Below are 14,124 nucleotides of genomic sequence, written 5' to 3' on the forward strand. Positions count from 1 at the left end.
AAACCAGGAAAACAGGAAAACTGCATGGAATCAACATTAAAAAAATTACTCCTAGTCACGTTAGCGTCAGCAACATTCAGTGGGGTTGCTGCTAATAAGGAAAAGCAGCCACTAAAACTGCGTGGCGCAATGAATGATGTTCGTATCGTTGGTGGTGGAGAAACTACACCATTTGCTTACCCTTTTATGGGCAGTCTGCAGCTTTACGGTGGTCATCATTGCGGCTCCTCTTTAATCGCACCGAATAAAGTGCTGACCGCAGCACACTGTGTTGAGGCTTGGAGTATCAGTGACTTTTCGGTCAAATTTGGCGGTCATGACCTCACTGTTGAGAGCCAATGGGAGGTTTATAAAGTGACCGATATCGTAATGCATGAGCGGTATCATGATACCTACACATATAACAATGACATTGCGATACTGACCCTAGAGAAGCCAGTTCCGGGGATCGAGCCAATCCAGCTGGCTGATGAAACGCTTAAAGACAGTTATGTCGTGGGTGAGACCTTTAAAGTCATGGGGTGGGGGGCATTGCACTCGGGTGGCCCATCGCCAGAGCAATTGCATGAAGTGGATGTACCCTATATCTCAAACGACGTCTGTAATGACGCTGAGCACTACAATGGCGGTATTTCTGAAAATATGATTTGTGCCGGCTTTGATGAAGGTGGCAAAGACTCTTGTCAGGGGGATAGTGGTGGCCCCCTCATCGTCAACCGGAACAATCAGTGGTTTCAGGTAGGAGTTGTCAGCTGGGGAGAAGGATGTGCTGCCCCAAACAAGCCGGGTGTATACGCTGATGTCGCCATGCTAAACACCTGGGTAAATCTAAATCAGCATTATGTAGGGTTTGAATTTGCAGAGACAATGATTGCGGATAAACCGGGTGCCACCGTGTCTGTTAGCTTAAAGAACAAGTCGCAATACCCAGTGCAAATTACAGGTTTTCAGCTCACAGACCACGCTGCCGGAATGTTTATTGGTGCAGAAAATTGTACAGCAGAGCTGGTAGAGCCAGGTCAGCAATGTCATGTGTCAGTAATGCCATCAGACAGTACCACAGAAGGCCAGTTCACCTTGGTCGCGGAGCTCGCAAGTCAGGACATTGCATCGAGAAGCAGCACCTTTAATTATATGAAAGTGCCTGCAAGCGATGCCGATATTAATACGCATATGTCTTCTGAGCCCACAACACAGTGGTACACTGGCGGTGATGTACCTTGGTTGCTCGGCGAAGATGATGCTGAGGGGAGCACCAAAATACCACTTTTAATCAGTGGTGACATATCAGATCAAGAAGAAAACCCCAACCTGACTGAGTCGTCTCAAAAGTCAGTCTTGATCGCTGAAATTGACCATGGTTTAGCATTGGGTATTGATTTCGAATACCTATTGTCATCGGAGTATGCTTATGACTTTTTCAGTGTTTACATTAACGGTGAGCGAGTCTTAAAGAGTTCAGGTCAGTACTTCGCTTATGACAAAGCATCGTTTGATCTCAATCCTGGACTCAACACAGTGGTATTTGAATACGTTAAAGATGCTTCAGTTAGTGAAGGTACTGATAACGTTGCACTGAAAGCATTCAACGTCAAAATGCGTGAAAACCTGAGCCCGTCTATCAAACTGGCACAAACCAGCTTCAGGGTAAGAAGTGGGATGAGCATCAACTTTAATGCAACGGGTACAATGGACCCCGAAGGAGACAGCTATACCCTGGCCTGGACGGACATGACGGCACCTGAGGTGGTATTGAGTACAGACGAGGTATTTAACGCTATCGCGCCTGCTGTAAGCGAAACGCAGACTCGTACTTATCAGGTAACAGCCACCGACGAATATGGTGCAACCTCTAAACAAAGCGTTTCCGTCACTATAGACGAAAACAAGCTCCCGGTGCTTAAGGTTGCCCAAACGAAACTCAATGTAAGAGGCGGCTTTGACTTTACCTTAGATGCAAGTGGCACCACAGATCCTGAAGGCGATGCCTTATCTTTCACCTGGTTGAGACGCACAGGGGGGGAACCAATAAATGTTGGCGAGACAGCCATTGTAAAGCTCAAGGCTGATAAAGCGGATATTGGGAAAACTTTTATTTATGAACTCGTTGTAGAAGATGAGTTGGGTGGAGAATCAAGACGACGAGTCGCTGTTGCGATTGTTGAAAACCAGGCACCTCAGATTACATTAACAGCTGAGTCTACTTCGGTGACATCGGGCGAGAACATTGAACTGAACGCGATTTCAGTCGATCCTGAAGGAGATACGTTAACATATAGCTGGGAGCAGGTATCTGGCAAAAGTGTCAGTGTATCGAGTAGCGATACTAAACTGAGCGTTTCGGCACCTTCAGTCAATCAGGACGAAGTACTTGAGTTTGCCGTTACCGTCACTGATTCCTTGGGTGCATCATCAACGGAAAGCATCAAAGTGACAGTTAAGCAGCCAGAAAAAGACAGTGGTTCAGTTGGCTCATTCGCGCTGATGCTGATGTCTTTGGTGTTGTTCACCCGTCGCAGAAAGCACTAGCCTTTAAGGAAATTTATTTTTCCCTGTGAAAATGAAAACACCACCATCATGACAGTGATGGTGGTGTTTTTTGTTTGAAAGCACTCTGTTGATTGCATGCAATGGCTGGACTGGGCATCAAGTTGCAAATTAACGTTTATAGTTGTCTTGGGTCGCATCAGCACTGACCAACAGAGGTTAAGACAGGTAGTGACACCTTGTAGCTGGCTCAATTTAAGTCTGTGTTGCCACTTCTCCGGTGCCTTTTAATAAACGACCAAGAATATCAGCCCCGGTGATGATGCGGGGTTGTTCGGTCCAGACCAGCACCACGTCGACTTCAATGTCGCCGTCGTGGTCCGGGTCCAGAGATTCGGCAGATTTAAGATGTTTAAGCACATCGCCCAGGTTCATGTCGTTACTGTGGATGATCAGGGGCCTGAAGCAAAATTCATAGGGCTCAAAGGGCTGCTCTGTATTAAACAGCGCAGCGCGCAGCAGGCCATCGGCGTCCATCACCAGTAAAGGCTGGCGGGCTTCGTTGGCCAGGATCACCCATTTATGCCCGCTGGCATTTATCTGTTGTAAAAATGGGTCATCGCTACTGCGCTGGACTTCGGGGAGAATGGGAAAGTCGACCTTGCTGGGCAGCGTAATGACAGAGCGCGGGTCGATAAGCTCGCCTTCCTGAGACACCAGGGTATCGTCTATGGTCAGAAAGTTAACCGCGCCTATGCCTTCGAGTCTGTCGACTTCGGCTTCTTCCGCCTCAATGTGCTTCTCTATTACGCTTTTCAGGTCGGTTTCGCGAAAGTAGTTAATGCCTTCTTTGCCGAGCCAGCTGTCGAGTAACACGGCCGAAGGTTTGGCAACCGGATAGAGCAGCCACTGATAAAACTTGAGTACGGGCGCCAGCAGCGCGCCCATGCGCATGGCGTTACGACTGAAGTAGGCTTGCGGTACAATCTCACCAAACAAGGTGATAAACACGGTGGAAAACACAAACGCCACCATACCGGCCATCACAGAGTCTGATAATAAAGTGAGCAACACATTGATGCTGACATTGCCCCACAAAATGGTCGTCAGCAGAAAATTAGAATCCTCGCGTAGCGCCAAGATGGTTCTCGCCGCCGGGTTACCCTGGGCAACTTCAACCTCAAGGCGTAATCGGCTGAGACTAAAAAATGCCAGGTTCAGCCCAGAAAACATCGCCGACTGAGACAGGCAAAAGACAATGCCTGCCCAAGCCGCATAATCTCCCCAAAATGATGCCATGCCTTGCTCCTTTTATTGTGACGTTTGCCAGGCAGTGCTCCGCCGGGGGATGACTTAAGCTCCCGTACTGCTGGTGCCTTGCTGCGGGCTCAATTGCGCTTCTATCAAATATAACAATAACATGGCTTTTTGCCATTGCTGTGTCAGCTGCCACAGATCGGACAGGCCATTGATGTTGACCACCATATTGTCGATTGGCAGGGTCGCATTGGTACCGGCAAGGATCAAATCGTCCTTAACGTCGTCATGCAGCTGTTGTAGTTGTTCAAGTGCGGCGGTTAAGGTGCTTTCACTCATCGACTCGGCCGTCAGGCTGGTTTTCATAAAATGCCCCAGCTGCGATTGATATTCCTGAAGCTGGGCGTGCAATTCAGGATGTTCGGCCAGTTGCTTTTGTGGCTGCAAATGAGCTAGCTTTTCAACACAGTGACTACAGGTGATCAGGTAGTGTTCAACGCGCATCAGCTTTGCCAGCAGACCAGTGGTTTCTTCCGACAGTGCCGACTGCTCCACGCTAACAATAAAGTTGCTAATGTGCTGACAGAGCTTCTGAATGGTCTGGATCGCTTGCTCAATGGCCAGAGCATCCAGAGGCTGACGGGACTTTTCGTACTGTGCCAGTATTTTATCGGCCACTAATTTGGTTTCGAGCAGCAGCGCATTGGTGGCCAGTGCTGGTGTCTGGGCAATGGTTTTATCCAAAAATCGCGGCCGGGCGGCGGTTTCTTCGGCGCTGCAAAAGCGCTTCATTAAAAAGCCCGCCAGGCGGTTATTGAGTGGAAAGATCAGCACCACGCCCAGCACGTTAAACAGAGTATGGAACAGCGCCAGTGACAGCGCCGGATCGGTGGTCAGATTGAAAAAGCCAGTGATCTCGGTGATCAGATAAAACAGCACAGGTAAAATGGCAAAGGCCACCACAGCGGTGAGCGCGTTAAATATAACCTGTGCCGCGGCGACGCGTTTGGCGTTGGATGTGGCCCCAATGGCAGCGAGTATTGAAGTAGAGGTAGTGCCAATGTTTGCACCTATCACCATTGCGCCGGCTGCATACAGGCCAATCATGCCACTGGCTGCCGCCGTAATGGTCAGCGCGATGGACGCGCTGGATGACTGCGTCAGAGTGGTCATCACAATGCCAACCAGCAAAAACGTCAACATGCCGGTCAGTCCTTCGGCGGTGAACTGGCTCAGATCAAAAGTGGCGACGACATGTTCAAACGCGCCTTTAAGAATATCGATGCCGATGAAAAACAAGCCAAAGCCAACCAGCGCCAGGCCGGCAGATGCCAGCCGAGACTGCGGGCGCAGCAATTTCATTAGTGCGCCTATGCCAATCAGTGGCAGGGCAATGGCCTGAATATTGAATTTAAACCCAACTGCGGCAACCAGCCAGCCAGTGATGGTTGTGCCGACATTGGCACCATAGACGATGCCCAGTGCCTGATGCATAGTAATCAGGCCCGCATTAACAAAGCCCAGCGAGGCAACGGTTACCGCGCTGGACGATTGCACCAGTGCGGTCATGCAAAAGCCTGAGGCAATGCCACGTTGTGGGGTTTTGGTCCAGGTGGCCAGTACTTTACGTAGCGATGATCCTGCGGCAAGTTTCAGGCCGTCAGTCATCATGCCTATGGCAACGAGAAAAATTCCAAGGCCGCCAAGAAGGCTACCTATCAGTTGCAGTGTATCCATCATACTCAATCCCATGGCGGTGGCATGGTGCGTAAGGCACGAGCTGGCCACCTAATTTTACCTCCATCAAAAGTACCACGATTGATAAAAGGGTCATTGTTGGAGGTCAACTTTTTAAATGATCACATGTATTTAGGGATATAAGTTGAACCGGGTAAAGTCAAGTTACCCGGTTTAAGCTGGTTGTCAGAACAGAGTATTGAAAATCATCATGACTCGGGGGCTCCACATCATCATGGTCGCGGCGCCCACGCCAATCAATGTAATGACAGCGGCGATGCTGATGGCACCCGTAGCGAGCCATTTAGCTGTGTCTGTGCGGCGTTTTTTGGCCCAGAAATAGAGCTCGGCAATGAACATGGGTAACAGGTAACACAGAAACGACAAGGTAATATCCGCAGGGCCATCCAGATTACGGGTGTTACCATTGGGGCCCTGGTTGATCACATACCAGCCCATCAGAAACAGACGAAATGCCCAGACGCCGTTAACCAGAATGAAACTGTGAACGGCCCAGCGCTGGTGCGCCGCAAACTGTTTATTTACCGCACTGCGCCAGGCGAGCAGGATAAATACGGGTATCAACAGGCCATTGAGTGTGACACCTAGTGCACCTATGTCACTGAGGCGGATACCCACTCCCCAGGAAAGATACAAACCAGTCAGCGCTCCACATAAACCAAAAAACAAAAACATTCGGCCATTGTACCGATGAAAACGAGGGTACTTTTTGCGCACACCGGGAGACAGCTGGAAAATACCACTGATAGCCATAAACGCAGCTGGAATGATATGGCCAAAAAACATAAAAGAGTTAAAACTGCCTGTACTGTCAAACCCCTGAGTCGGAGAAACTTTGTCGGCTTGTTCTGCTGCCCCAATGAGCAAAGGAAGTGCGTAAAGACTGAGAATATAAATCGCGAAGGCCCACTGGCCGAGAAGCGCGATCACAATCCAGGTTTTGAGGGATCCCTGAAGGGCGTTATCTGCCGAAAGTGACGGCACGATCTGTTCTTTTAATAAGGTTAGCATGTTAATCACCACAATTTAACTGTTTGATTTAAGTGCTAATGTGGCATGTTATTCGTGAGTCGTCGCACCGTATTTGAAAGTCGGCACATGGTTTTGACTATTTTTGTCGAAGTTTAAATATGCGCTTTGTAATGTTTTCTTACAACCGCACATTGAAGCATCTGGGTGAAGTAATTATGATCACCATAGCGCATCACATTGAGTACTTCATTTATGACCCTGGTATCTTTTCATTATTTGGCACTGGCAACCTGCCTGACTTGCTTATTGATGCAACTCAGTATCAAACACAAACAAACGGCACATATACTGTTCGCTGTATTTTGTGGTTCGCTGGCGATGATTGCCGCGAAGAAAATTACTGGCCATTCGGTCGGTGCCTACCAATATCTCATCGGCATGGGAGCGTGCGCAACGTGTAACTGCTATTGGTTGCTGGCCCGCTGTATGTTTCGTAAACACCAACCGATTGGGTTGGTCCACATCGCTCTGGCTGTAGTCATTGCGTTGCTGGTGGTGATTAAGCAAGGTTACTTATTTGCCAATGCGCAATGGTTGTTTGTCGAGAGCCGTTTCACTATATTGACCGGCGTACTGTCTGAACTCACAACTTTGCTTTCATCTTGCGTATTGGTGCTGACTTTCTGGGAGGGATGTAGGGGCTTTAATGATAGCACCAGAACGGAAAAGGCACAGCGCATGTTATTTTTGGCCACCTTTGGTCTGGCTGTAGGGGTGAGCAAATCGATGCAGCCTTACTTTATTCAATCGCCGGAGTTAAAAGACTGGACTATCTCAATCATTACCCTGTTTGTTCTTGTTAGCACGCAAGTTCAGTTGTTGTGGCGCTTTGGTTTATCCGGAAATCACGGTCAATCTGGTTCAGTGTCAGAGTCTCGTGCCGTATCTAATACAGAATCGGTAAATTGTAGCGACGACGGTGGCCCGCTACTTGATACGCTTAACAGGCTTATTCATGAGGAGCAGTACTATCTGCAACCTAACCTGAAAGTTGCTGATTTGGCCAGAGCGCTTGATGTGCCAGAGTACAGGGTGAGCCGTGCACTTAAACCGCAACTAAAAGAAGCTAACTTTAACCAGTATATCAATCGGCTGCGAATCGAGCATGCACAAAAACTGTTGCAGGACCCTGAAAATCAACATTGGCCGGTACTGGTGATCGGGCTGGAAAGTGGGTTTGCTTCAGTTGGACCTTTTACCAGAGCCTTTAAATCCGTGACTGGGACGACTCCAAATCAATATCGCAAACAGGTGCAGAAAAATGAACACGCCGCGACTTTTCAGTAAATAGGTATTATTTAAGGTATATTAATCGAGGTGCGACTTGTGTCGCACTTTTTTTGTTGTTAAAGTGCGACATATGTCACATAAAAAGAAAAACAGCACAATATGAAACCCAATACCACTGAATTAGAAATCCTTAAACTGCTGTGGCAACAGGAGCCTCGCACCGCCAAAGAAATTCACGATGCTATCGCAAAACGATTCAATTGGTCTTACTCCTCAACACGTAAAACCCTGGAACGCATGGGTGATAAAGGCCTGCTGGGCATCGGAGAGCAAGGCAATAAAAAATCCTACACAGCCAGGGTAGAAAAAGTGCCCACACTGGCAGCCTATGCACAGGAATTTGCCAAAAATGTACTTGAACTGGATGGACCGTTGCCGGTAGCCATGTTTGCCGACAGTCGCCTGATCGAGTCACAGGAGTTAGACGAATTAGAGCATCTGCTGGAATCTTTGTCTGAGCTGGATAAACGAGGACAGTAGTATGACTTTGGCAACGTTATTTGTAGTCTTAGGGTCACTGCTACTATGGTGTATTGTGAGTGCTGCCCTGGTAAAGGTTGGCCGTTTTTTAACTCGCTATCACCCGGCATCTCCCGGTTTATGGTGGGCTTTGCTGGCCCTGAGTTTTGTGCCCTTCATACCGCTGCCAGATATGACGCTAAACGGAACGATCCCTGTGATACTTCATGACTTTGGTGAACAGACGGGAAAGTTGCAATTAAGCACTGAACTATTACTGGATTCTGAATACGAATGGAACTGGCTGTGGGTGTTTATTACACTGATATTGCTGGTTGCAATGCAAAGTATCAGAAACGGAGCGCAGTTGCTTAACAGGCTTGCCAGTTTGCGCGCTTTAATGGCCAGTGCTGAGCCACTTCAGGCGAGCCTTTATGAATCACTTGCACCTTTATCGCGTGTTAATGGTCGGCAGGTGCCTGTTTACGTATTACCGCTTAATTGCACGGCGTTTGCAACCGGCGTGCGTAAGCCAGTGATTGTCATGCCCCGGTATTTCACTACTTTACCTCTGCACAAACAGCAGACCTTGCTGTTGCATGAGGTCACGCACCTTGCCCACAAAGACCATATTGCCATTATGGGGTGGCAGTTAGTGAGATGTTTGTTTTGGTTCAATCCGGCTATTGGCAAAATGGAGTCGGCATTTATCAATGCCATGGAAGCGCGCTGTGATGCCCAGACCATAAAGCACTATGGCATTAGCCGCCAGCAGTATGCGGCGACTTTGCTGGATGCACTGAAGCACAGCACATTACACAAAACGCCAAACGCTGTAGCGGGATTTGCATCAGAGGCACTGTCGCTGGCAGACTATAAGAGCCGGCTGGTGCAAATAATGAAGCCGGTTAAAGCGCGGCACCGCTTTGTCATTGTAAATGTCCTACTGGTAGGCGTGTTTAGCGCGTTTATCTCTTACCAGATTAAGCCTTTGCTTAGCCCTCAGGCACCGAACTGGCAGTGGCCGATGAGTGACTATGAAATCAGTGCTCACTTTGGTCATGTGTCGGCTTTTCGCAATCATAAACCCCACGGCGGACTCGACTTGGTGGCCGCAAAAGGTACCCCGCTGGGTGCGCTGGCCACCGGCAAGGTGCTGGTCGCAGATGACACCAGCCTGGCTGCAAACTATGGCAAAACTGTGCTTATCCAGCATAGCAATGGCTATCAAAGCTTATATGCTCATCTGGATAGTATTTCGGTGTCATCAGGTGACTGGGTCTCAGCCGGAGAGGTTGTTGGTACTTTGGGCGACAGTGGCCGTGTTACAGGAGCACATCTGCATCTGGAAATACTGGCCGACGGAGAGCGCCTTGACCCGCTGAGCATATTTTCAAAGGACTAAATTATGAAGTACCATCTGATGATCGCCATACCTGTGGGTATGGTGCTAAGCACACTTGTGTCTGAATTACCTCAACAGGTTAGAGAACAAAATGAGCCAGCATGTACGTCGGTTATTGCACAAGCCAAACCCGGCGCATTGCAAATCACCACCGATCGAACCGTGACTGTGCAACCTCTTGAGCGTGACAGTGCACCAGAGGTCGAGCACAAGATCCTGACGCTTGCAGTCGGTCAGTCATTTATTACTTTGCTGAAACCCTTCGGACTGAAGGAGCGCCAGGCGCTTAAGTTACAGCAATTGATGGCGCCAGAGATAAATCTGAGCCAGCTTCCGGCTGGGCAAAAGGTTAAAATCAGACTGACTGCGGGTCAGCTGAGTTCTGTCACGTTGGCAACCGGATTTACGCAGCGTCTGAGTGTTTCTATGGAAGGAGAATGGCAGAAGCGCCTGTATGAGCTTGATACTCATTCAGCTCAGGCTATTCATGATGTCGCCATTACTCAGAGCCTGTACGAGTCATCTGTAAATGATGCTGTGCCTTTGGATGTGGTGAACCAAGCGATCACGGTATTCTCCCACTTTGTCGATTTTCAGCGTGAAATACATCATGGTGATGTACTTACCCTGATGTTTGACAAGGCTGTGTTGGTTGCCAAAGATGGGCTACACCAAAAGCTTGAGCAACCTGGTCAGTTACGCTTTGCCAGACTACAAAATCAGGGTGAAGATTTGACGGTATATCATCATGACGAGGGCAATGGCCTGAGTGGCTTCTACTTTGCTGACGGCCGACCTGCGCAGAGCTTTTTACTTAAAACACCGTTAAATGGCGCGCGTTTGTCATCTAAGTTCGGCAATCGCAAACACCCTATTCTTGGCTATACCCGCTTGCATGCGGGGCTGGATTTTGGTGCACCCGTTGGTACGCCAATTTTTGCCGCGGGTAATGGCACCATAAAAAAAGCGGGGTGGGGCGGCAGTTTTGGTAATCGAGTGGTGATCCGTCATGCCAATGGCTATGACACCCTATACGCACATCTCAGAGGCGTTGCAAAAGGCATGAAGCCGGGTATTCGCGTCAAACAGGGTGAGGTGATTGGGTATCTGGGTAACACCGGATTGTCGCAAGCTCGCCACCTGCATTATGAGGTGCACAAAAATGGCAAACCGATTAATCCGTTGTCGCTCAGACATGTTGAGCAGCAGCGCCTGAGAGGCGATGACTTGGCCCGTTTGCAAAAAGCGATCGCAAAGGTTCATCAAACCCCGGAACTTGGTCAATACGTTACCAATAGTTCTGTCACGGACTAATTGTGACTTTAACAAAGTAGAGCATGGGACATGCTCTACTCAGAGGAACAGATAGATTATTGCTCAACCACGTAATGGCGATTGTTCAGCTCTTGTCTGAGCACGTTATTGTTCAGATAAGAATAAGTCATCGGGCGGTTGGCTGCATCAACCTGACCATGGTTCTCGACGGTATTTTCTTTGATCAGGTTCGGGGTTTGCGTGTTCGTTGCATACAATTTGATGCCATAACTGCCTGGATGGACTATCAGGTTTTCACTGTATACATGTGCGTCACCACCGGTAATTGTGCTGTCCTGCTGGGCTGGGTTACGAGCAAAAATACCATTTTCACCGGCATACAGAATGCGGTTATCATGGATTGTCAGACCATCACCATCTAGCATCATACCGTTACCACCGCTGCGATAGATCAGGTTACCCGTCACCGCTACATGGTCACCACCAACCTGAATGCCGGTATTCTGATATTTAGGGTCAAACGGGCTGACGCCGGTACGGTAGATCTTGTTATTGCGGATTGTCGCATCGCCTGCCACCGAGTTGAGCTGAATACCATCGGCACCAATGTTTTCCAGAGTATTGTTGTAAATATCTACATCGGTCAACTTATGAGGATAGACTGTGGTTGCAACACCATCACACTCCAGCTTGCGGCTCTTCCCTGTATAGCCGATGTACATACCTTCGCCTGTTTCAGTGTCATGAATATAGTTGTGGTGAACGCGCAGCCCACGCATAGTGAAATTTTCCTGCCAGGTAGCCGGGTCACAGGTTGGATCGGTTTTAATCAACAATCCGGCAAACCGTGCGCGATAAATTTCAAGGTTATCTATCTCAATATACTCGCTCAGTCCACCAATTCCGACCGTACCGCCAAGGCGCATACCGTATCCTGATTCATCGCGGCTACCAGTAATGCGCAATTGAGATGATTTCTCAACGGCAATACTATACTCGTATGGACGCGTTGTGACGGTACCATCTTCATTGCGGATCAAAACGGGCTTGCCTGCTTCCCCATGCACATTACGAATGCGCAATGGGCCACGTTCACCGGCTGCCAAACAGACCGTATCGCCGGCAACAATACCGAGTGTGTCACCGTCCACTAAGTGGTGGCTTGAAGGAATGACGACATCACATTGTGCGCCAGCAAGTACCTGAGGGATGTTACATAGCGCCAGCGCGCCCGAGATCAGAGTTAATGTGAAGGTTTTCGTGTTATTCATTGCTTCTTCCTTATTGAAGTCATGGGTACACTTATAATTGGTTAACGAAAATACCATAACACAGTGCGTTAATATCCTGCCTGTCTGGGGGGGGATCTGCCAAAAGAACTCAATACAGCGTTCAGCACTTTATCTGTAAACAGGTACTGGCACAATTTACTGCGCCATCGACAGTATTCCACACCTCAATGCTGACAACGCTATTAAGCAGACGGGTATCATTCGTCAAAATGCATTGTGCTATTAAATGAAATACTTGTCTATTGTTCAGGTAATGTATTGTTACTCGCTCTGAATAATACTGTTCAGTATGGCCAGCTCATTATTAGTGTTGATCTGCACCCAAAGCGGAAAGTGATCGCTCAACTCATAGGTCCATTTGCTCTCGGGAATGCCACTATCGTCAAATAACGCAGCCATCAGACCGTCGGCGGCAAAGTCAATCACACCGCCTTTATCGGCATAACTAAACGCTTGCCTGGCGCGGTGTAAAATCTGGTCATAGCGCTTATTCCCGGCACTTGCGGCGGTGTCATGGATATCGGCCAGAGCCAGCGGCATCTGTAATCCACTTGCGTGGGTAAGTGCTTGATAAAAACGGTCACCGATTCGGGGTATGTTAAAGTCACCGACCACAATGAGATCTTCATCAAATACACTATCTGCGTTATCGATCCAGCGATTTTTGATCCACTCAGCAAAGCTGGCAAGCTCTTGCTCCCGGCCGGGGCGTGTACCCCAACGCGCATGCATAGCCAGCATCATAAAATCAAAATTGCCCGCTTTGAAAGAAGCCATATAAGGCGCACGCCACCAGGATTGCTCGCTGATATATTGGCCCTCGATTTTCTGCCTGTCGGGCTGCGCCTCGGCTGCCAGACCGGTAAACTGCACCATGCGTTTGTCAAAGACAAAGGCGGTGCGCTCCCAGTTGCCACCAAAGTCACTTTGCCAGTCACTGATCACAAATTGCCAGTCGGGCCCTAGCAGACGCATCACCCGTTTAAAATCCGTTAAGTCATCTCTGAGCTCTGTGATTGCAATTAAATCAAATTGATACAAAGTACGCGCTATAAGTGAAATCGCCAGTTCACTACGTGGTCGCTTTCCAAAATCACGAATATTCCAGGTTGCGATGTTTAGGGTTTCGTCCAGCATTGATGGCGGAATATCACTTTGCTCAATACGTTCAACGAGCAGTTTGAGCTTTTTCGCAATGCCTTTTGAGAGGGTTGTCAGTTCCATGGTTTACCTTGAGCTATGATGAATAGATTCATAAAGTTAGAACAGTATTGGGTAAATACCAGTACATTTAAATCCGAGTGATATTTTTGATAGCAGGTTTGTGCAACAATGGTAGACTTTAGAAACACACACGTCTCAGGAAAGATGATGAAAAAAAGACTACTGTTGCTTCCTCTAATTACCTTGCTGGGCGCCTGCTCAGACAGTGAAGTCGGCGATGTATCCCTTGGTTTATTTACACTCAAAGACATCAAGTTGCACTCCATGACAGACCCGGTTGTTACCGGGGTTACTTGCCACGTCGCCAGTATTGAAGCCGATCTTAGTCTGTCGGACCCAAGCGACAGCTCCATTGCTTGTCGTCAGACCGGGGAGATTACACCGCAAATGATAGCGCAAATAGATAAGAGCAAATCTGGTGAAGTGGTGTTCAAACAGTCTAAAAGCGTGTTTTTCAAATCCATGAAGGTCAGACGGATTTATGATGCTGAGCATCAAACTCTGATGTACCTGTCATATACAACCAAAGAGACCTCAGGGAGTTTTAAGCACAGCTTATCGACCGTGCCACTGTGGGGGACTCAGGCCTATTCAGAAAACCGTGTTGGTCAGAAGTAATTAATTAAAATACAATAAGTTGAGTAT

The 14,124-nt window shown here is 48.4% G+C and carries 11 protein-coding genes; 6 read left to right on the top strand and 5 right to left on the bottom strand.

Annotated elements, in window-relative coordinates; all coding sequences use genetic code 11:
- Positions 1–24: 24 nt before the first annotated feature.
- Entirely contained in the window at positions 25–2,529 is a 2,505-nt protein-coding gene (locus ACXAH1_RS09360; RefSeq protein WP_475196247.1) for a serine protease, read from the top strand.
- A gap of 213 nt (positions 2,530–2,742) precedes the next feature.
- Here ACXAH1_RS09360 and ACXAH1_RS09365 read toward each other — a convergent pair whose 3' ends face one another.
- The 3 genes from ACXAH1_RS09365 to ACXAH1_RS09375 all read right to left on the bottom strand — a co-directional run bounded on the left by ACXAH1_RS09365 (position 2,743) and on the right by ACXAH1_RS09375 (position 6,513).
- Positions 2,743–3,786 carry a DUF21 domain-containing protein gene (locus tag ACXAH1_RS09365; RefSeq protein WP_475196248.1) on the bottom strand — a complete coding sequence of 348 codons (1,044 nt, stop codon included), beginning with the start codon at positions 3,784–3,786 and terminating at the stop codon, positions 2,743–2,745.
- Positions 3,787–3,840: 54 nt separating this feature from the next.
- Entirely contained in the window at positions 3,841–5,481 is a 1,641-nt protein-coding gene (locus ACXAH1_RS09370; RefSeq protein WP_475196373.1) for a Na/Pi cotransporter family protein, read from the bottom strand.
- Positions 5,482–5,667: 186 nt separating this feature from the next.
- A complete protein-coding gene (locus ACXAH1_RS09375) occupies positions 5,668–6,513 on the bottom strand; it encodes a DUF2306 domain-containing protein (protein WP_475196249.1) in 846 nt (281 codons plus the stop codon).
- 213 nt (positions 6,514–6,726) lie between these two features.
- On the opposite strand from ACXAH1_RS09375, the gene ACXAH1_RS09380 reads away from it, so the two are divergent.
- The 4 genes from ACXAH1_RS09380 to ACXAH1_RS09395 all read left to right on the top strand — a co-directional run bounded on the left by ACXAH1_RS09380 (position 6,727) and on the right by ACXAH1_RS09395 (position 11,002).
- Positions 6,727–7,821 (top strand): helix-turn-helix domain-containing protein, encoded by a 1,095-nt coding sequence (locus tag ACXAH1_RS09380; protein WP_475196251.1) that lies wholly within the window; start codon positions 6,727–6,729, stop codon positions 7,819–7,821.
- Positions 7,822–7,923: 102 nt separating this feature from the next.
- Positions 7,924–8,304: a BlaI/MecI/CopY family transcriptional regulator gene (locus tag ACXAH1_RS09385; RefSeq protein WP_475196253.1), complete on the top strand. Its 381-nt coding sequence runs from the start codon at positions 7,924–7,926 to the stop codon at positions 8,302–8,304.
- Between the two features lies 1 nt (position 8,305).
- Positions 8,306–9,688, top strand: a complete 1,383-nt coding sequence (locus tag ACXAH1_RS09390) for a peptidoglycan DD-metalloendopeptidase family protein (protein ID WP_475196254.1) — start codon at positions 8,306–8,308, stop codon at positions 9,686–9,688.
- 3 nt (positions 9,689–9,691) lie between these two features.
- Positions 9,692–11,002 carry a peptidoglycan DD-metalloendopeptidase family protein gene (locus ACXAH1_RS09395; RefSeq protein ID WP_475196256.1) on the top strand — a complete coding sequence of 437 codons (1,311 nt, stop codon included), beginning with the start codon at positions 9,692–9,694 and terminating at the stop codon, positions 11,000–11,002.
- A gap of 56 nt (positions 11,003–11,058) precedes the next feature.
- Here the strand turns inward: ACXAH1_RS09395 and ACXAH1_RS09400 are convergent, their stop codons facing one another.
- Entirely contained in the window at positions 11,059–12,234 is a 1,176-nt protein-coding gene (locus tag ACXAH1_RS09400) for a right-handed parallel beta-helix repeat-containing protein (protein ID WP_475196258.1), read from the bottom strand.
- A gap of 282 nt (positions 12,235–12,516) precedes the next feature.
- Positions 12,517–13,479 carry an endonuclease/exonuclease/phosphatase family protein gene (locus tag ACXAH1_RS09405; protein WP_475196260.1) on the bottom strand — a complete coding sequence of 321 codons (963 nt, stop codon included), beginning with the start codon at positions 13,477–13,479 and terminating at the stop codon, positions 12,517–12,519.
- A 147-nt stretch (positions 13,480–13,626) separates the two neighbouring features.
- On the opposite strand from ACXAH1_RS09405, the gene ACXAH1_RS09410 reads away from it, so the two are divergent.
- Positions 13,627–14,097, top strand: a complete 471-nt coding sequence (locus ACXAH1_RS09410; RefSeq protein ID WP_253047086.1) for a CreA family protein — start codon at positions 13,627–13,629, stop codon at positions 14,095–14,097.
- The last annotated feature ends 27 nt before the right edge of the window (positions 14,098–14,124 follow it).

The organism is Pseudoalteromonas sp. AWH4_217 (genome assembly GCF_056161105.1).

Coding starts and splice junctions, on each gene's coding strand:
- ACXAH1_RS09410 (WP_253047086.1), top strand. CDS start 13,627: ATGAAAAAAAGACTACTGTTGCTTCCTCTAATTACCTTGCTGGGCGCC.
- ACXAH1_RS09405 (WP_475196260.1), bottom strand. CDS start 13,479: ATGGAACTGACAACCCTCTCAAAAGGCATTGCGAAAAAGCTCAAACTG.
- ACXAH1_RS09380 (WP_475196251.1), top strand. CDS start 6,727: ATGACCCTGGTATCTTTTCATTATTTGGCACTGGCAACCTGCCTGACT.
- ACXAH1_RS09375 (WP_475196249.1), bottom strand. CDS start 6,513: ATGCTAACCTTATTAAAAGAACAGATCGTGCCGTCACTTTCGGCAGAT.
- ACXAH1_RS09395 (WP_475196256.1), top strand. CDS start 9,692: ATGAAGTACCATCTGATGATCGCCATACCTGTGGGTATGGTGCTAAGC.
- ACXAH1_RS09400 (WP_475196258.1), bottom strand. CDS start 12,234: ATGAATAACACGAAAACCTTCACATTAACTCTGATCTCGGGCGCGCTG.
- ACXAH1_RS09370 (WP_475196373.1), bottom strand. CDS start 5,481: ATGGATACACTGCAACTGATAGGTAGCCTTCTTGGCGGCCTTGGAATT.
- ACXAH1_RS09385 (WP_475196253.1), top strand. CDS start 7,924: ATGAAACCCAATACCACTGAATTAGAAATCCTTAAACTGCTGTGGCAA.
- ACXAH1_RS09360 (WP_475196247.1), top strand. CDS start 25: ATGGAATCAACATTAAAAAAATTACTCCTAGTCACGTTAGCGTCAGCA.
- ACXAH1_RS09365 (WP_475196248.1), bottom strand. CDS start 3,786: ATGGCATCATTTTGGGGAGATTATGCGGCTTGGGCAGGCATTGTCTTT.
- ACXAH1_RS09390 (WP_475196254.1), top strand. CDS start 8,306: ATGACTTTGGCAACGTTATTTGTAGTCTTAGGGTCACTGCTACTATGG.